Source organism: Burkholderia theae, from assembly GCF_048565265.1.
Classification (GTDB): domain Bacteria; phylum Pseudomonadota; class Gammaproteobacteria; order Burkholderiales; family Burkholderiaceae; genus Burkholderia; species Burkholderia theae.
Genome location: NZ_CP183462.1, coordinates 2,262,665 through 2,277,024 on the forward strand (window position 1 = coordinate 2,262,665; position 14,360 = coordinate 2,277,024).

At 64.8% G+C, this 14,360-nt stretch carries 15 protein-coding genes; 6 read left to right on the plus strand and 9 right to left on the minus strand.

Translation table 11 applies throughout. The annotated features are described in order from the left end of the window. Positions 1–43: 43 nt before the first annotated feature. From ACN22W_RS27655 to ACN22W_RS27675, 5 genes are all read right to left on the minus strand, one after another. Complete coding sequence (locus ACN22W_RS27655; protein ID WP_412025269.1) at positions 44–835, minus strand: alpha/beta fold hydrolase; 792 nt, start codon at positions 833–835, stop codon at positions 44–46. Between the two features lie 83 nt (positions 836–918). Then, positions 919–1,245: a DUF4148 domain-containing protein gene (locus ACN22W_RS27660; RefSeq protein ID WP_419687910.1), complete on the minus strand. Its 327-nt coding sequence runs from the start codon at positions 1,243–1,245 to the stop codon at positions 919–921. Between the two features lie 229 nt (positions 1,246–1,474). Beyond that, on the minus strand, positions 1,475–2,695 hold the full coding sequence (locus tag ACN22W_RS27665; RefSeq protein WP_419684184.1) for an ISL3 family transposase: 1,221 nt from the start codon (positions 2,693–2,695) through the stop codon (positions 1,475–1,477). A 145-nt stretch (positions 2,696–2,840) separates the two neighbouring features. After that, complete coding sequence (locus tag ACN22W_RS27670) at positions 2,841–3,377, minus strand: cytochrome P460 family protein (RefSeq protein WP_048248280.1); 537 nt, start codon at positions 3,375–3,377, stop codon at positions 2,841–2,843. Continuing rightward, complete coding sequence (locus tag ACN22W_RS27675; protein WP_343490769.1) at positions 3,377–4,420, minus strand: alpha/beta hydrolase; 1,044 nt, start codon at positions 4,418–4,420, stop codon at positions 3,377–3,379. The genes ACN22W_RS27670 and ACN22W_RS27675 overlap by 1 nt, the downstream gene beginning before the upstream one ends. 494 nt (positions 4,421–4,914) lie before the next feature. Between ACN22W_RS27675 and ACN22W_RS27680 the strand changes: the two genes are divergently transcribed. Next, on the plus strand, positions 4,915–5,889 hold the full coding sequence (locus tag ACN22W_RS27680; RefSeq protein WP_419687911.1) for an alpha/beta fold hydrolase: 975 nt from the start codon (positions 4,915–4,917) through the stop codon (positions 5,887–5,889). A gap of 383 nt (positions 5,890–6,272) precedes the next feature. On the opposite strand, the gene ACN22W_RS27685 is transcribed toward ACN22W_RS27680, so the two are convergent. Continuing rightward, entirely contained in the window at positions 6,273–6,875 is a 603-nt protein-coding gene (locus ACN22W_RS27685) for a TetR/AcrR family transcriptional regulator (RefSeq protein WP_419687912.1), read from the minus strand. Positions 6,876–7,348: 473 nt separating this feature from the next. Between ACN22W_RS27685 and ACN22W_RS27690 the strand changes: the two genes are divergently transcribed. The 3 genes from ACN22W_RS27690 to ACN22W_RS27700 all read left to right on the plus strand — a co-directional run bounded on the left by ACN22W_RS27690 (position 7,349) and on the right by ACN22W_RS27700 (position 9,778). Then, the gene (locus tag ACN22W_RS27690; protein WP_129516523.1) at positions 7,349–7,936 is read left to right on the plus strand and encodes a tetratricopeptide repeat protein; all 588 of its coding nucleotides are present in this window, start codon (positions 7,349–7,351) and stop codon (positions 7,934–7,936) included. Positions 7,937–8,053: 117 nt separating this feature from the next. Then, positions 8,054–8,881 carry a hypothetical protein gene (locus tag ACN22W_RS27695; protein ID WP_419687913.1) on the plus strand — a complete coding sequence of 276 codons (828 nt, stop codon included), beginning with the start codon at positions 8,054–8,056 and terminating at the stop codon, positions 8,879–8,881. Between the two features lie 114 nt (positions 8,882–8,995). Beyond that, positions 8,996–9,778 carry a hypothetical protein gene (locus ACN22W_RS27700; protein WP_193101329.1) on the plus strand — a complete coding sequence of 261 codons (783 nt, stop codon included), beginning with the start codon at positions 8,996–8,998 and terminating at the stop codon, positions 9,776–9,778. 234 nt (positions 9,779–10,012) lie between these two features. Here ACN22W_RS27700 and ACN22W_RS27705 read toward each other — a convergent pair whose 3' ends face one another. Further along, positions 10,013–11,290 (minus strand): epoxide hydrolase family protein, encoded by a 1,278-nt coding sequence (locus tag ACN22W_RS27705; protein WP_419687914.1) that lies wholly within the window; start codon positions 11,288–11,290, stop codon positions 10,013–10,015. Positions 11,291–11,498: 208 nt separating this feature from the next. Then, positions 11,499–12,203, minus strand: a complete 705-nt coding sequence (locus ACN22W_RS27710) for an SDR family oxidoreductase (RefSeq protein WP_048251800.1) — start codon at positions 12,201–12,203, stop codon at positions 11,499–11,501. A 134-nt stretch (positions 12,204–12,337) separates the two neighbouring features. Here ACN22W_RS27710 and gcvA point away from each other — a divergent pair, with 134 nt between their 5' ends. Then, positions 12,338–13,270: a transcriptional regulator GcvA gene (gene gcvA, locus ACN22W_RS27715; protein ID WP_419687915.1), complete on the plus strand. Its 933-nt coding sequence runs from the start codon at positions 12,338–12,340 to the stop codon at positions 13,268–13,270. 5 nt (positions 13,271–13,275) lie between these two features. Continuing rightward, a complete protein-coding gene (locus ACN22W_RS27720; protein WP_419687916.1) occupies positions 13,276–13,596 on the plus strand; it encodes a hypothetical protein in 321 nt (106 codons plus the stop codon). Between the two features lie 70 nt (positions 13,597–13,666). Here the strand turns inward: ACN22W_RS27720 and ACN22W_RS27725 are convergent, their stop codons facing one another. Then, on the minus strand, positions 13,667–14,263 hold the full coding sequence (locus ACN22W_RS27725; RefSeq protein ID WP_419687917.1) for a pyridoxamine 5'-phosphate oxidase family protein: 597 nt from the start codon (positions 14,261–14,263) through the stop codon (positions 13,667–13,669). Between the last annotated feature and the right edge of the window lie 97 nt (positions 14,264–14,360).

Consider the following 14,360-nt stretch of genomic DNA (forward strand, 5'->3'; position numbering starts at 1 on the left):
CCGGCCGGTTGACATCGCCGTACGACGGCCGCGCGGCATCCGCTCACTGCGTATCCTGCTTCGCGCGTTCCGCGGCCGCGATGATCGCGTCGGCCACAGCCTTCGGCTGGCTCAGCATCGCGACATGGCTGCCGTTCACGCGCGTGACCGTCGCGCCGATCCGCTTCGCCATCGTTTCCTGCAGCTTCGGATCGATCATCCGGTCCTGCGTCGCGACGACGAACGACGACGGCTTCGCATGCCACGCGGCCTGCGAGACCTTCTCCGAAATGCAACCGCCGTACCACGGCCCCTGGGTCGCCGCGACGATCCGCTGCTGCGCGGGCGGCAGGTCCGGCGCGAAATCCTGTGCGATCGCCTTGTCCGACAGCCGCGTGAACCCGCCCGCATCCTTGCGCAGCTCGCCGGCCCATGCGGGCGCGGGCAGCCCCTGCGTGACGTCGGCGATCGACTGGCCATCGTCGGGCGCGAACGCCGCGACATAGACGAGCGACTTCACCTTGTCGTCGTTGCCCGCGTCGCTGATCACGACACCGGCCCACGAATGACCGACCAGCACAACCGGCCCCTTCTGCTCGTCGATCGTGCGCTTCGTTGCGGCCGCATCGTCGGCGAGCGAGCTCAGCGGATTCTGCACCGACACCACATGCAGCCCGCGCGCCTCGAGCAGCGGAATCACGCGGTTCCAGCTCGACCCGTCGGCAAACGCGCCATGCACGAGCACGACATTCGTGCCCTTCAGGTCATCCTTCGGCGCGGCCTGCACCGCAACCGCACCGAACAATCCACCGATCACCGCGGCGGATACCAGAACCCGTTTCATCGAACCGGCCATCGTTTTGCTCCTTGATCTGTTGTGTTGTTTGAACATGCTGCGGTAGCGGCTGCGCCCGCACATGCGGCAGGCGCAGCAGCGCATCACGAATGCGCGTACAGGTCGTCGGCGGCGTTCTGCGAGGAACGCGCACGTGCCGAGTCGCGATGACTCGGCGTCGACGCATCGGCCACGTTGTCGCCTTGCGACTTCGACGGGCCGTTCTGGTCGGAACGCGCGACTCGCTGTGTGGCGGCGATGACGTCGTCCGGGTAATGCGGTTCGCTGCGTGCCGGGTTGTAGCCGGCCTGTTCCAGCCGGACCAGTTCGGCGCGCACGTCGGCGCGCGTCAGGCCATGGCCGGTATCGGCGAACGACAATGCGGGGATGGCGGCGAGGACGGCAACGGCGAGGATACGGGCGGTTTTCATGAGCATGCTCCTTGACGAAAGTTGGGGTGTCGATCACTTGGCATCCGATGCAAACGTCTGGCATCGAATGTTTGCTGCATGTCGACAGTAGAACCCGCTCACGTATCCGGCATGTTTCCGAAACCGGTGCTTTCTGCATGCCAGTTTTTCCGGAACGGCCGCAGATACAGTGCGATACAAAGTCGCCATTCGAAGCGTTCGGCCACACCCACGCACCATAAAAAAAGGTTCATCGCGGAATTCCGGGGAACGCGGCGCGGATCTTGAGGAAGAAGTATTCCTCGTCGCGGTACCCGTAAGCCCTGCGCTTGATGACCTTGATAGTGTTGTTGATGCCTTCAACAACGCTGGTATTGAGCGGATGGCGGCAGCGAGTCACGATTCCATGCCAATACCCCTGCAAGCGCTGGGCGAACTTTTGCAGGGCGGCAATCCCGCTTTGCTGGGCCTGTTCGAACCATTGCCCCCAGGCTTTTTCCGCCCAGGCTGGCTTTCGGTAGAACCAGAGCCGCTTGAGTTCGTCGCGCAGCACATAGACGCATAGCAGCGATTGATTGGCGGCCAGCAGTTCCTTCAGGTGTACCGCCTGTTCTGGTTTCAAGTTATGGCGGTTGCGCAGCAACAGCCAGCGGCTGGACTTCAGAACCTTCCGCGCTGGTTTGTCATCTCGCAGTTGGTTGGCCTGATCCACCCGAACTCGGTCGATCACTTCGCGCCCGTACTTGGCCACGACGTGGTACAGATCGAAGACGATTTCCGCCTGCGGGCACTGTTCCTTGATCTCCAGCTCGTAGGCCGTGGTCATGTCGATCGCAACTGCTTCGATACGCTCGGCCACGCCTTCAGGGAGTTGTTCGAAGAAGGCTCGCGCCGTTTCGCGCGAACGTCCTGGCCCGACCCAGAGCACCTGCCGGCCGATCGGATCAACCACCACCGTGGCGTAGCGATGGCCTTTGTGCAGCGCGAACTCGTCCATCGCCAGATAGCGGATCGTCGACCAGTCCGGCTCGGCCACGCGTGCTCGCAGGCGCATCTTGTCGATCGATTTGACCGTGTGCCAGCCCAGATCGTAGAAGCCCGCCACCGCTTGTACGCTGGCCGCTTGCAGCAACTTCTCGCAAGCCTTGGCGAACCGCTCCGTCACTCGCTGGTAGCGGCCCAGCCACGCCAGCTTCTCCAGTCGCGGGCCGCCGCAGTGTTCGCACCAGACCCGGCGACGGGGAACGTGCAGCACCACCCGATATTCGAACAGCGGCAGATCGCGCACTCGACGAACCACCGTCTCATGGATTTGCTGGCAGCGTGCACCGCATTGCTCGCAGTACATGACCTTGCTGACCGGCCTCAGATATAGCGACAGCGTGCGCTCTTCTCCTTGCGGCCATTCCACCCGTTCCAACCGATAGCCGGTCCAGCAGCCCAGCGCCTGAAGTGCCTTTCGATCGAGCAATTGCTTCCTCCGACATCCTTAAAATCATGTGTCAGATTATGCAATCGCTCGAAAACGCTCCACGGTTTCCTGCGATGAACCTAAAAAAAGGCGTGCCTCGCGCGGCACGCCTTTCGTTGCATCGAACCCGCGATGCCGCATCACGTCATGGCGCCAACCGCGTGAACACGTAGTCGTGGTTCTTCACACGCGCCTGGTGGCACGCAAAGCACGTCTGATGCTGGCCGATATCGGCCGGCACGCCGTTGATGAAGCGCCCGAAACCCCAGCCGCCCGTCGCGGCATAACGGCGCGAGTCCTTCACCATCACCTGCACGGTCGTCGCCTGGCCGGGCACCGTCGCCGGCGCGAACTCGTCGGACTGCTTGCGCTTGTACGCGAGCTTCACGAGGATCGTGCCGTCGGGGAACGGCAGCGTCGCCTGTTCGAGCGCGCGGATCGCGACGGGGTTGCCGAGCACCACGCGCAGCTCGTCGAGCGGCGCGGCCTCTTCGGCCGGCGCGACCATTTCCCACTTCCGGTAGCCGGGCGGAATCGTCACGCCGTAGATCGGCGAAGCAGCCGGGTTCGGCTGCTCCGCGAACGCGGCCGGCCCGCTCGCCGACAACGTGCCGGCCAACAGTGCGCCCGCGACGAGCGTGCGGCCCATGCCGCGACGCAGGATGCCACCACCCGCCCGCATCACAGATGCTCCACTTGCAGGATCGCATCGGCGAACGCCTGCGGCGCTTCCTGCGGCAGGTTATGGCCGATGCCGCCGGTGATCGTCCGGTGCTGGTACTTGCCCGTGAACTTCTTCGCGTACGCGGCCGGTTCCGGATGCGGCGCGCCGTTCGCGTCGCCTTCCATCGTGATCGTCGGCACGGTGATCGCCGGCCCGGCGGCAAGACGCCGCTCGATGTCGTCGTATTGCGCTTCGCCCTTCGCGAGCCCGAGGCGCCAGCGATAGTTGTGGATCACGACGGCCACGTGATCGGGGTTCTGGAACGACGCGGCCGAGCGCGCGTAGGTTTCGTCGGAGAACTGCCACTTCGGCGAAGCGAGCTGCCAGATCAGCTTGTTGAACGCGTCGCGGTTCGCCGCGTAGCCGAGCGCGCCGCGCTCGGTCGTGAAGTAGAACTGATACCACCACTGGAACTCCGCCTGCGGCGGCAGCGGCTTGCGGTTCGCCTCCTGGCTGCCGATCAGGTAGCCGCTCACCGACACCAGCGCCTTCACGCGCTGCGGCCACAGCGCCGCGATGATGTCGGCCGTGCGCGCGCCCCAGTCGTAACCGCCGAACACCGCGCGGTCGATCTTCAGCGCATCCATCAGCGCGATGATGTCGACGGCCGTCACGGCCTGCTGCCCGTTGCGCACCGTGTCGGCCGAGCGGAACGTCGTCGAGCCGTAGCCGCGCAGGTACGGCACGATCACGCGATAACCGGCCGCGACGAGCAGCGGCGCGACTTCCGCATAGCTGTAGATGTCGTACGGCCAGCCGTGCAGCAGGAACACGACGGGGCCCTTCTTCGGCCCGAGATCCGCATACCCGACGTTGAGCACGCCCGCGTCGATCTGGTGGATCGTCCCCAGCGACGCGACGCCGTCCGCGCGCGGCGCAGCCGGTGCAGCGGGCGCCGACTGCGCGCGCGCCAGGTTGCCGAACCCGAGGTCGGCGAGGCTCAGGCTCGCCAGCGTCGTGCCCAGGATCAGGCGGCGGCGGGTGTTCACGGTATCAGGCATGACTCGTTCTCCATTGTCGATTGCTAAGGAAGGGGCCCGCGGCACGGGCGGGCGCTCAGGGTTCGCCGTTCGCAGCGGCGGCGCGTGGCACCGCGCCGCCGTGTGAAACGCTTCACCGGTTTTATATCCGAACCGTCCGGATGCTTTGTATCGCAACGTATCTGTGTCCGAACACGACACACAGCGATTCAAAAATCGTGCGATAGACGACGTAACAGGCGCACGTCGCCTGACGCATCGGCAAACCTCTCGCCAATAAAATACTCAACGAATCACAACAGAAAACATACGCATCTAATGCCAATTACCCATCAACAGTCGTTAATATCAGGTTTCGCCATTCTCCGGCCCACGTTCCTGATATGCTCGCCCGAGACGAACCATCCGTCCTGTTTTCGCGAGAGCGAGGCCGTCATTTCACGGTCGCTCCGAAAACACGAGACATACACGCGCTCGACAGCCTCTCCCCCCAAATGTGAAACGGAGTCTCCGACATGACCGCATCACCCGATTGCCGGTACGAAGAATCGTCATTCTCGTCAGACGTGGATGGCGCCAGGATCTTTTTCCGGAAATGGACGCCGCCGGCCAACGAGACACCGCGAGGGGCCGTGCAGATCACGCACGGGATCTGCGAACATGGCGGACGCTACGATCGGCTCGCCCGCTATCTGGCGGCTCGACACTACGTCGTCTTCGCGCTTGATCTGCGCGGACATGGTCGTACCGCCGGGGCCGCTGCATTGGGGCAAGCCGGGCTCACGGCGTGGGCCGACATGACGAGCGACATCGCCCAGCTATCCCGCCTGATCGGGACGCAGTTTCCCGACCTGCCCTTGATTGCGTTCGGCCACAGCATGGGCTCCGCACTCACGCAAGCGCACATCCAGAACCACGGTTCCCTTCTGGCCGGCGCGGTACTCTGCGGCACACTGGGCGCATTGCCCGGTGTTGACGACGACACGCTGGCGCAACTCGGCGTCGTAGCGCGTTCTGCCGACGGCAACCAACCCGCGATGCTGTTCGGCAAGGTGCTGCAAGCATTCAACGCGCCGTTCGTGCATCAGGGGCAACCGTCGACCGGCTGCGAATGGATGACGGCGGACCCGGTCGAGATACAGCGCTTTCTGGACGACGAACTCTGCGGCAAGCCGTTTTCCAACAGCATGCTGTACTCCGTGCTCGACGGCTTCCGTAACCTGTGGATCCCCGAGCATGAATCGAGAATTCCCGTGGACCTGCCGGTTCTGGTGATCGCCGGCACCCACGATCCGGTAGGCGAACATACGATCTCGATCCAGGCCCTGATTGCCCGTTACATGCGCCAGGGGCATCTGGCGCTGACATACCGGTTCTATCCCGGCGACCGGCATGAAATATTGAACGACCACAACAAGGATCTCGTTCAATACGATATCGATGCGTGGCTCGAAAGCGTGCTGCTCCGCCGACAGCACGAACCCACGTAAATCCCGTGCAGCGATCATGGAATCGAGGTGCCGGCAGTCAATGCCCTGCTGCGCGACGGCCGGCTCCGGGGATCGAGTCGGTCAGCGGACCGACCGCCTTCAGCATTTCGAAGATCGGAAGGCGTTGATCGCCTCGTGTCCACCCACTCGGTTCAGCGATGGACACCTGGCAGACACGCTGTCCAGTTCAAGAGACGGGTAATTCGTATTGGGTGGTTGATGCCGGCACGCTGATCTGACTCAGGAATCCTGATAGATTCGAGAGCGAGTCTTGCGGAGACCTTTGCCCTGCGCCAGGAGGTGGTCAGCCGTAAAACGGAAGCGCTTTCCGATCGAACGGATTGTCGCGGTACGCCCGCACGATCAGTTCGATGATTGCCCCGTTACGCGCGGTGCGTATCGTAGTCCGCAATCGCACCCTCGGCGTGCATCGCCTGTTCGAGAAGGGCTTTCGCGGCTTGCCACGCGCGCGACGCAGACGCGGCGTCGTTGAACGCCCTGGCGTCGACGGTCGCACCATCCAGCAGCATCATGTAGACGGCCGCCAGTCGTTTTGCCGTGTCGGGAGACACGAGGCCCGCGAGCAATTCGGCGACCCATTCGACCATTTTCCGGCGGTACCGGATCGCGACATCCGAGATGGGTGGATACGCCGTGCCAAATTCGGCCAACGCGCGCTCGAACAGGCACCCGGCAAATTCGGGCGTATTGAACCAGGCTTCGTACCAGTCGAAGATCGTCTTTACACGCTCGACCGGATCGGTGACGTGCAGCAACTGCGTGTCGATGCTGGACACGATCAGGTCGTAGCGCTGGACCAGCACTTCCCGAATGAGTTCGTCCTTGCTCGGGAAATGCCGATACAGCGTCATCCGGGCGACGCGGGAATCGTCGATGATCCAGTCGACGCCCACCGGATGAAAACCGTGCTTCGAGAACAGCTCGGTGGCTTTATCCACCACCAACTGGCGTTTGCTGGCTCGCACGAACGGTTCCTCCTTGATTCTTCCAACTGCGTGGGACGAGCAATTCTAGCATCGTACCGCTCGGTCACGTCCGCCCTCCCCACCGGCCTTCCGGCCGGGCCAGCAGGGCCCGTCACACAAACTCGCAAGTTACCTTGACTCTTGGATAGACCGATATGTATCATTTGAAACTAGAAAATACCAGTTTATGTCGGTTGGTTTAAAAGATCCGGATTTTCGGACAGGAATTCAGTGCCTGACGGTGCCGCGGCGGAATTGGGCGAATGACGGGGCAGTATGCGGATGCCACCCCGTTTTCGTGCGTCAAACCTTATAGCGACATGGCAGGGCAAAACAAGAACCTGAGAGCGCTGTAGGTCGCGTGTCGGCGTTGGCGGATGATATTCGCCATCCCGTGCGCTAACCGGGTACGCGATCACGGGGCGGGATAGCGCGAAGCAGTGCGGCGCCAATAGAACTCAAGGAAGCTAACAATGCATCGCCGTTTACTCGCACCGGGGCTGCTGTTGCTGTTGGCCGCTTGCGCGCAGGATCCGTCCGCTACCAGCAACACGGTACGGATCTGCGACGACACCGGTTGTTCCGATCACTCAAAAAATCAGGTGTCCTATCAAAAAAGGGACGATTCGGAAGACCGCGAAGATCCGCGCATCGTATCGCTCAAGCAAGCCGCGAAGACCCAGCCGAAGGCCGCTTACGACCTCGGCCTGCGCTACTTCCGCGGCGATGGCGTGCGCCAGGACAGCTACCAGGCACTCAAGTGGATGCGCGACGCAGCCGAGCGCGGCGACCTGCAGGCGCAGAAGGCGCTCGGCAGTTTCTACCTGTTCGGTCTCGAGGAAATGGGCTCCGATCCGCGCGAAGCGGACAAGTGGCTGTCGATCGCGGCAGGCCGCGGCGACAAGGAATCGAAGAAGCTGCTCGAGCTCGCGCGCAAGGCCAAGAAGGAAGACGAAGAAGACTGGAAATGGCGCACGCAATGGCGTGACGTCTATTACGGCTACTGGTACTCGGGCTATCCGTACTACGGCGTCTGGAATCAGACGTACTGGTACTACTGACCGGGCTGGAAGCAACGGGGCGGCAGCGGGGAGACCATCATCGCGCCAAGCCCGGGGGGCTTACGAAGTTCGCACGAACACATAAGCCGAACAACGACTCACTCGATCGATAACGACATGAAGACCATCCTTTCCCATCGTCTCACTCAAGGTGCGCTGGTCGCAGCGCTTTGCGCCGCCGTCGCGGGCTGCGGCGGCGTGGTGACGCCCGGCGGCCAGAACGCCGGCGTGACCGGCGCCGCCGCAGGCGGCACGAGCGCCGGCGCCGATTCGGGGCTGCAGCGCTGCGCGTCGCCGCTCGGCACGATCGCCGTCGACGACGGCCGTAACGCCGACTGGTGGGGCCCGTTCGGCAGCGCGACCAAGATGACGACCATCGATCCGCTGCTGCGCCTGGCCGTGCAGCAGTCGAACTGCTTCGTGATCACGTCGATCGGCAACCAGAAGAGCGACGCGCGCCTGTCGCGCATCACGCAGCTGCAGCGCAACTCGGGCGAATACCGCGCGGGCTCGAAGCAGCAGAAGGGTCAGCGTGTCGCGGCCGACTACTACATGGAACCGCAGATCGTCATCAACGATTCGCCGATCGCCGGCATCGGCAGCATGATCGGCGGGCTGATCGGCAACAGCGCGGTGGCGGCGGTGGCCGGCCACTTGCAGACGAAGGCATCGGTCGTCACGCTGACGCTGTTCGACGTGCGCTCGGCCGTGCAGATCGCGGCGGCCGAAGGCAGTTCGACGGCGACCAACTACGGCGCGGCGCTCGGTGGTTTCGGCGGTGGTGTAGGCGGCGCCCTTGCGGGCTTCTCGACGACGCCGGAAGGCAAGGCGACCGTCGTCGCGTTCATCGACGCGTACAACAAGATGGTCGTCGCACTGCGCAGCTACAAGGCGCAGGACGTCAAGGGCGGCCTCGGCCGCGGTGGCCAGCTCCAGGTCAACTGACGTTCACGGGCCGGCGGTGCGCCGCCGGCCGATTTCCGTCCATGACCGTCCGTGCGTACGGCGCTGTCCGCGCGCATCGGTTCCGTTCGTCCTGTTCATTTCGAGGTGATCCCGATGAAAGCCGTTGCACTGATCGTTTTGACCTGTCTGGCCCTGACCGCCTGCGGCGGCGACGACAATCCTTCGCCCACGCCGTCCGGCACCGGATCGGGCGCGAGCAACAACGGCGGCAGCGGCGGCAACAGCTCGGGCAGCCCGACCGGCGGGACGACCACCTCGAACCTCGAGTGCGATCCGGTTTACCAGCAAGGCGATACCGTGAAGTTGCACATGTATACGCAAGCAACGTCGCAAAGCCAGCCCGTCGACAACGGCGTGTACACACGGACCTTCGCACCCGCGAAGTTCCAGGGCATCACGCTGACGCAGCAGGCCGAAACCACGGCCGGCTCGCCGATCCAGACCAATCACTACTATCTCGTCGGCAACGGCGTGCGCACGAATTACGGCACCGATGTCTACAATTCGGGCACCCTCGCGCTACAGGACGTGAATTCGCCGCCCTATGTCGAGACGATCGGGCTCGCGGGAAGCGAGACGGTGAATTACGTGGATACGCCTGTCTTTCCGTCGGGCGGTGCCCCAACCTCCGTCTCGATCCAGCGCGCTTATGTCGCGCGCGAAACCGTCAGCCTCAGGAACGGCAAGGTCTTCGCGAACGCGTGCCACTATCACACCACGGAGACGCTCTCCAATGCGGCGCTGACGAACACGACGATCGCGGACGACTGGCTGGCGCCGGGTGTCGGCCTGGTCAAGTCGGTGGCCAATATCGGCAGCACCCAGATCATCACCCGCGAGCTGGAGTCGGCGACCGTTGCCGGCAAGTCCTATTGAGCGTGCGGTGCTGGCGCGTGACGCACGGATGTGCCGCAGTTCGGCGTCGATGCTCAGAGCGCCTTGATGATCGCGCGGTCGACGCGAACGTTCTGGCCACAGCGCGACCGTAACCGATACGCGCGCAGCCAACGCGCACCGCATCCTGCAGCTCGCACAGGCGCTGCAAGCGATTCCGTAAAAACGAACACGGGCCGCACGACAACCGGCCCGCGTTCGCCAATCAACCCACGCTTACCCGCGACGCAGCGGCCGGAACCCCGCACGCACCTCGCGTGCGAACAGTTCCGGCTCCTCCCATGCCGCGAAATGCCCGCCCTTGTCGACTTCGTTGAAGTAGATCAGGTTGTGATAACTGCGCTCGGCCCAGCTGCGCGGCGCCTGGTAGATCTCGCCCGGAAACACCGTGATCGCGGCCGGCATCGAGATGTCCACCGCGTTGAAGTTGTTCGAGTGATCCTCCCAGTAGATCTGCGCGGCCGACGTCGCGGTGTTCGTCAGCCAGTACAGCGAAATGTCGTCGAGAATCTCGTCGCGCGGGATCGAGCGTTCAGGCACGCCACCGCTATAAGTCCACTGCGAGATCTTGTCGACCATCCATGCAGCCTGCCCCGACGGCGAATCGGCCAGCGCATAACCGACCGTCTGCGGGCGCGTGACCATCATCGCCGAGTAGCCGCAGTTGTCGCGATAGAACGTCGCGAGCTTCTCGTACGCGGCCTTCTCCTTCGGTGACAGCGAAGCCGGCGCGGGCGCATCGGTGGCGAGCAGCGTCGCGATATCCGGCGGCACCGTCGCCGGCATGTTCACGTGGATCCCGGCCAGCCCCTGCACGCGCTGCATCGCCATCCGGTGCGAGATCACCGAGCCGCAGTCGCCGCCCTGCGACACGAAGCGCGTATAACCGAGGCGCGCCATCAGCTCGCCCCACGCACGCGCGATGTGGTCGGAACCCCAGCCTGTCTGCGTCGGCCGGCCCGAGAAGCCGAAGCCCGGCAACGATGGCACGACGACATGAAACGCGTCGTCCGCGCTCGCGCCGTGCGCGGTCGGGTCGGTCAGCGGGCCGATCGCCTTCAGCAGCTCGAAGATCGAACCGGGCCAGCCGTGCGTCATGATCATCGGCATCGCGTTCTCGTGCCGCGACCGCACGTGGATGAAGTGAATGTCGAGCCCGTCGATTTCCGTGATGAACATCGGGAAACCGTTCAGGCGCGCCTCGCCCTTGCGCCAGTCGTAGTCGGTGCCCCAGTAGCGCAGCAGCGCCTGCATGCGCGCGAGCCGCACGCCCTGCGATTCGTCGGCGACGGTCTCGCGGCCCGGCCAGCGCGTCGCGGCGATACGGCGGCGCAGGTCGGCCACGGCGTCATCGGGAATGTGCGCGGTGAACGGGCGGATGTCGCTGCCGCCGGTCGCGGCATGCAGCGCGGTGGGCAGCATCGCCGAGACCCCGGCGGCCACGGAAGTGGCCAGCAGGTGGCGACGCATCGGGGAAAACGGTGTGGAAGACATCGTTCGGCATCTCCTTTCGTGAAGTGGAAAGTGAACATGCCGCGCGCGGGGTCGCGCCTTGGCTTTCAATCCGGCGCGCCCGGGTCACGCGGCGTCGCCCATTTGAAAGGTCTGATGTATCCCGGATTTGTCTGGTTTGTACGCGTTTGTAGCCGCTGTACGGCGAGCGGCCCGCGCGGCCGCTCGCCGGTGTGACGCTCGGCGTGGCTCAGAGCGCCTTGACGATCGCGCCGTCGACGCGAATGTTTTGCCCGGTGATGTAACCCGCGCCGTCCGACAGCAGGAACGCGACCGTCTTCGCGATCTCCTGCGTCTTGCCGAACCGGCCGGCCGGAATGCGCGCGACGATCTCCGGCGTTTCCGGCCAGCTGTCGATGAAGCCCGGCAGCACCGCGTTCATCCGGATGTTCTCGGCCGCGTAGCGTTCCGCGTAAAGACGCGTCCACGCGCTCAACGCCGCGCGCAGCGCCGACGACACCGGCATCGGCTGCTCGGGCGCGTCCGCCGCGAAGCTCGAGATGTTGACCACCGCGCCGCCGCCCTGCTTCTGGAAGATCGGCGTCACGCGGCGCATCACGCGCACCACGTTCAGCAGGATCAGGTCGAGCCCCGCGTGCCAGCTTTCGTCGGCGATCGACAGCAGCTCGCCCTTCGGCGGATGCCCGGTGTTGTTCACGACCGCGTCAATGCGGCCGTAACGCGCGACCGTCTCCTGCACGAGCCGGTCGATGTCGGCCTCTTCCGTCACCGAGCCCTGGATGCCGAAGCCGCCCAGTTCCTCGCCGAGCGCCACCGCGCTGCCCGACGGCGACATCAGTGCGACGCGATAGCCCGTCGCCGCCAGTTCGCGCGCGATCGCCGCGCCCATGCCCTTACCCGCCGCCGTGATCAACGCCACTTTTTCTACAGTCACGATCTGCTCCTCGTTTGGATCCTGCCGCCGCGCAGCCGCCATTCGGCGCGCCATGGTGGTAATGTAGGCGCATCACGAACGACTGTCGAACCAGTATTTCTCCCTCCAGACGATAGTTTTTCTACAGCCTGACGATGCCGCCTCGCCCCTCCCGCCTGCCGCCGCTGAATGCGCTTCGCGCGTTCGAAGTCTCCGCGCGGCACCTCAATTTCCGCGCCGCCGCCGACGAGATCGGCGTGACGCAGGGCGCCGTCGCGCAGCAGGTGCGCCACCTCGAGGACGTGCTCGGCCTGAAGCTGTTCGAGCGCCTGCCGCGCGGCCTCGCGCTGACGCACGACGGTGCCGCGTATTTCTCCGACGTGCAGCGCGCGCTGCATGCGATCGCCGACGCGACCGACAAGCTCGTGAAGCGGCGCGCGGCGCTAACCATCAGCACGACGCCGTCGTTCGCGTCGAAGTGGCTGATCCCGCGGCTCGCGCGGTTCACCGACGCGCATCCCGACTACGACGTGCGCGTGATCGCCGACCAGCAGCTCGCGACGTTCCGCCACGACGGCGTCGATCTCGCGATCCGTTTCGGCAAGCCGCCGTTCGGCAAGCATCTCGCCACGCATGCGCTGTTCCCGCTCGACGTGAGCGCCGTCTGCAGCCCCGCGCTGCTGGCCGCGCCCGCATCGCCGCGCGCGCTCGCCGGCCATGTGCTGCTGCACGACGCGCACGACCTGTGGCCCGAGTTCCTTGCGGCGATGCCCGAATCCGTCGACGTCGATCCGCACAAGGGGCTGCGCTTCAACCAGACGTCGCTCGCGATCGATGCGGCCGTCGCCGGCCAGGGCATCGCGCTCGCGACCGATCCCCTGGTCGAACGCGACATCGCTGCCGGCAGGCTGTGCAAGCCGTTCGATTTCGCGTTTCCGCTGTCGGTGGGGTTCTATCTCGTGTATCCGGCCGAGCGGCGCGACGACGATGCGATCGCCGTGATGCGCGGCTGGATGATCGGGCAGGCCGCGTCGGACGGGCGGCCTCCCGGCCCGCTCGCCAGTCGCGGCCACGCAGACACGGAATAAACGCCATGCTCGATCTCGATCACCCGATGACCCCGTATATTCTCGAAGCCGCCAAGGTCGAAGACCGGATACGGCACGCGCTTCTCGCGTGGCGCGATGCGCCTGAATCCGGGCAAGCCACCTCGGCTGCCGGCGAAATTGCCGAGCGGCTCATTCCGCTGCTGCGTACGCTCAACGACGAACACTTCGGCGCCGATCAAGGCATCGCCGCGACGCTGAACGAACTTCATGCCGCTGTCTGCAACGGCAATCCCGAGACGAGCTGGAAAATATTCGTGCAACTGACCGCCGGCCCGGGCAGGAATTTCGGAACCTGGGCGATATAGCGCCGGGAGGCGATCCGATGGGATGCGAGGAAAAATACGGCGGCATCCGAACGGACCACCCTGCGCACGCTCAGGGTGCGATCCAGCGGGATTCATAACCGCTTTCGTTCAGGTCGAACACCGCGCGACAGTGGCCGGCGCGCGCCAGTTCGAGCCAATCGAGGCGTTTGACGGTCACGTGCAGCAGGCAGAAGTTTTCGTAGCCGTCGTCGGACGGCGCGGCGCCCTCGCTCACCGCGACATGCGCGGCTTCAGGCGACGCGACCGGCGTGCCCGGCGGCAACGGTGCGCGATACAGCAGCAGCGTATGCGGACGGCTCGATTGCCAGATCGCGCGCCGTTGCGCTTCGTCGTCGCAGATCGATGCCACGCCTTCCGCGCGAATCTGCACGAGCGCATCGAGATCGTTGGCGACGAGCGCGATGCGCGGATCGCGGCGCAGCTCCGCGACCTTCTCCGAACGCGCGTCGGTATGAAACGACAGCACGCGATCGGCACGGCTCACCTGGCGCAGCACGATCGTGCGCACCTTCGGCGCCCCGTCGACGCCGAGCGTCGCGGCCTGCAGCATCGTGAACGGCGAGCGCTGCACGTTGACGCCCGATTCGAGGCAGGACCACAGGCGGTCGTACGTTTCCGTGAGCGATTCGGAGGCGGTGTCGGACATGATGGAAGAACGGCGATCGCATGGGTTTCGATCGCGCAAGCTTAACCGTTTGCTGCAGCGACGGCACCCGCGCGGCGCGCCGGCCGCCGCCGCGCAG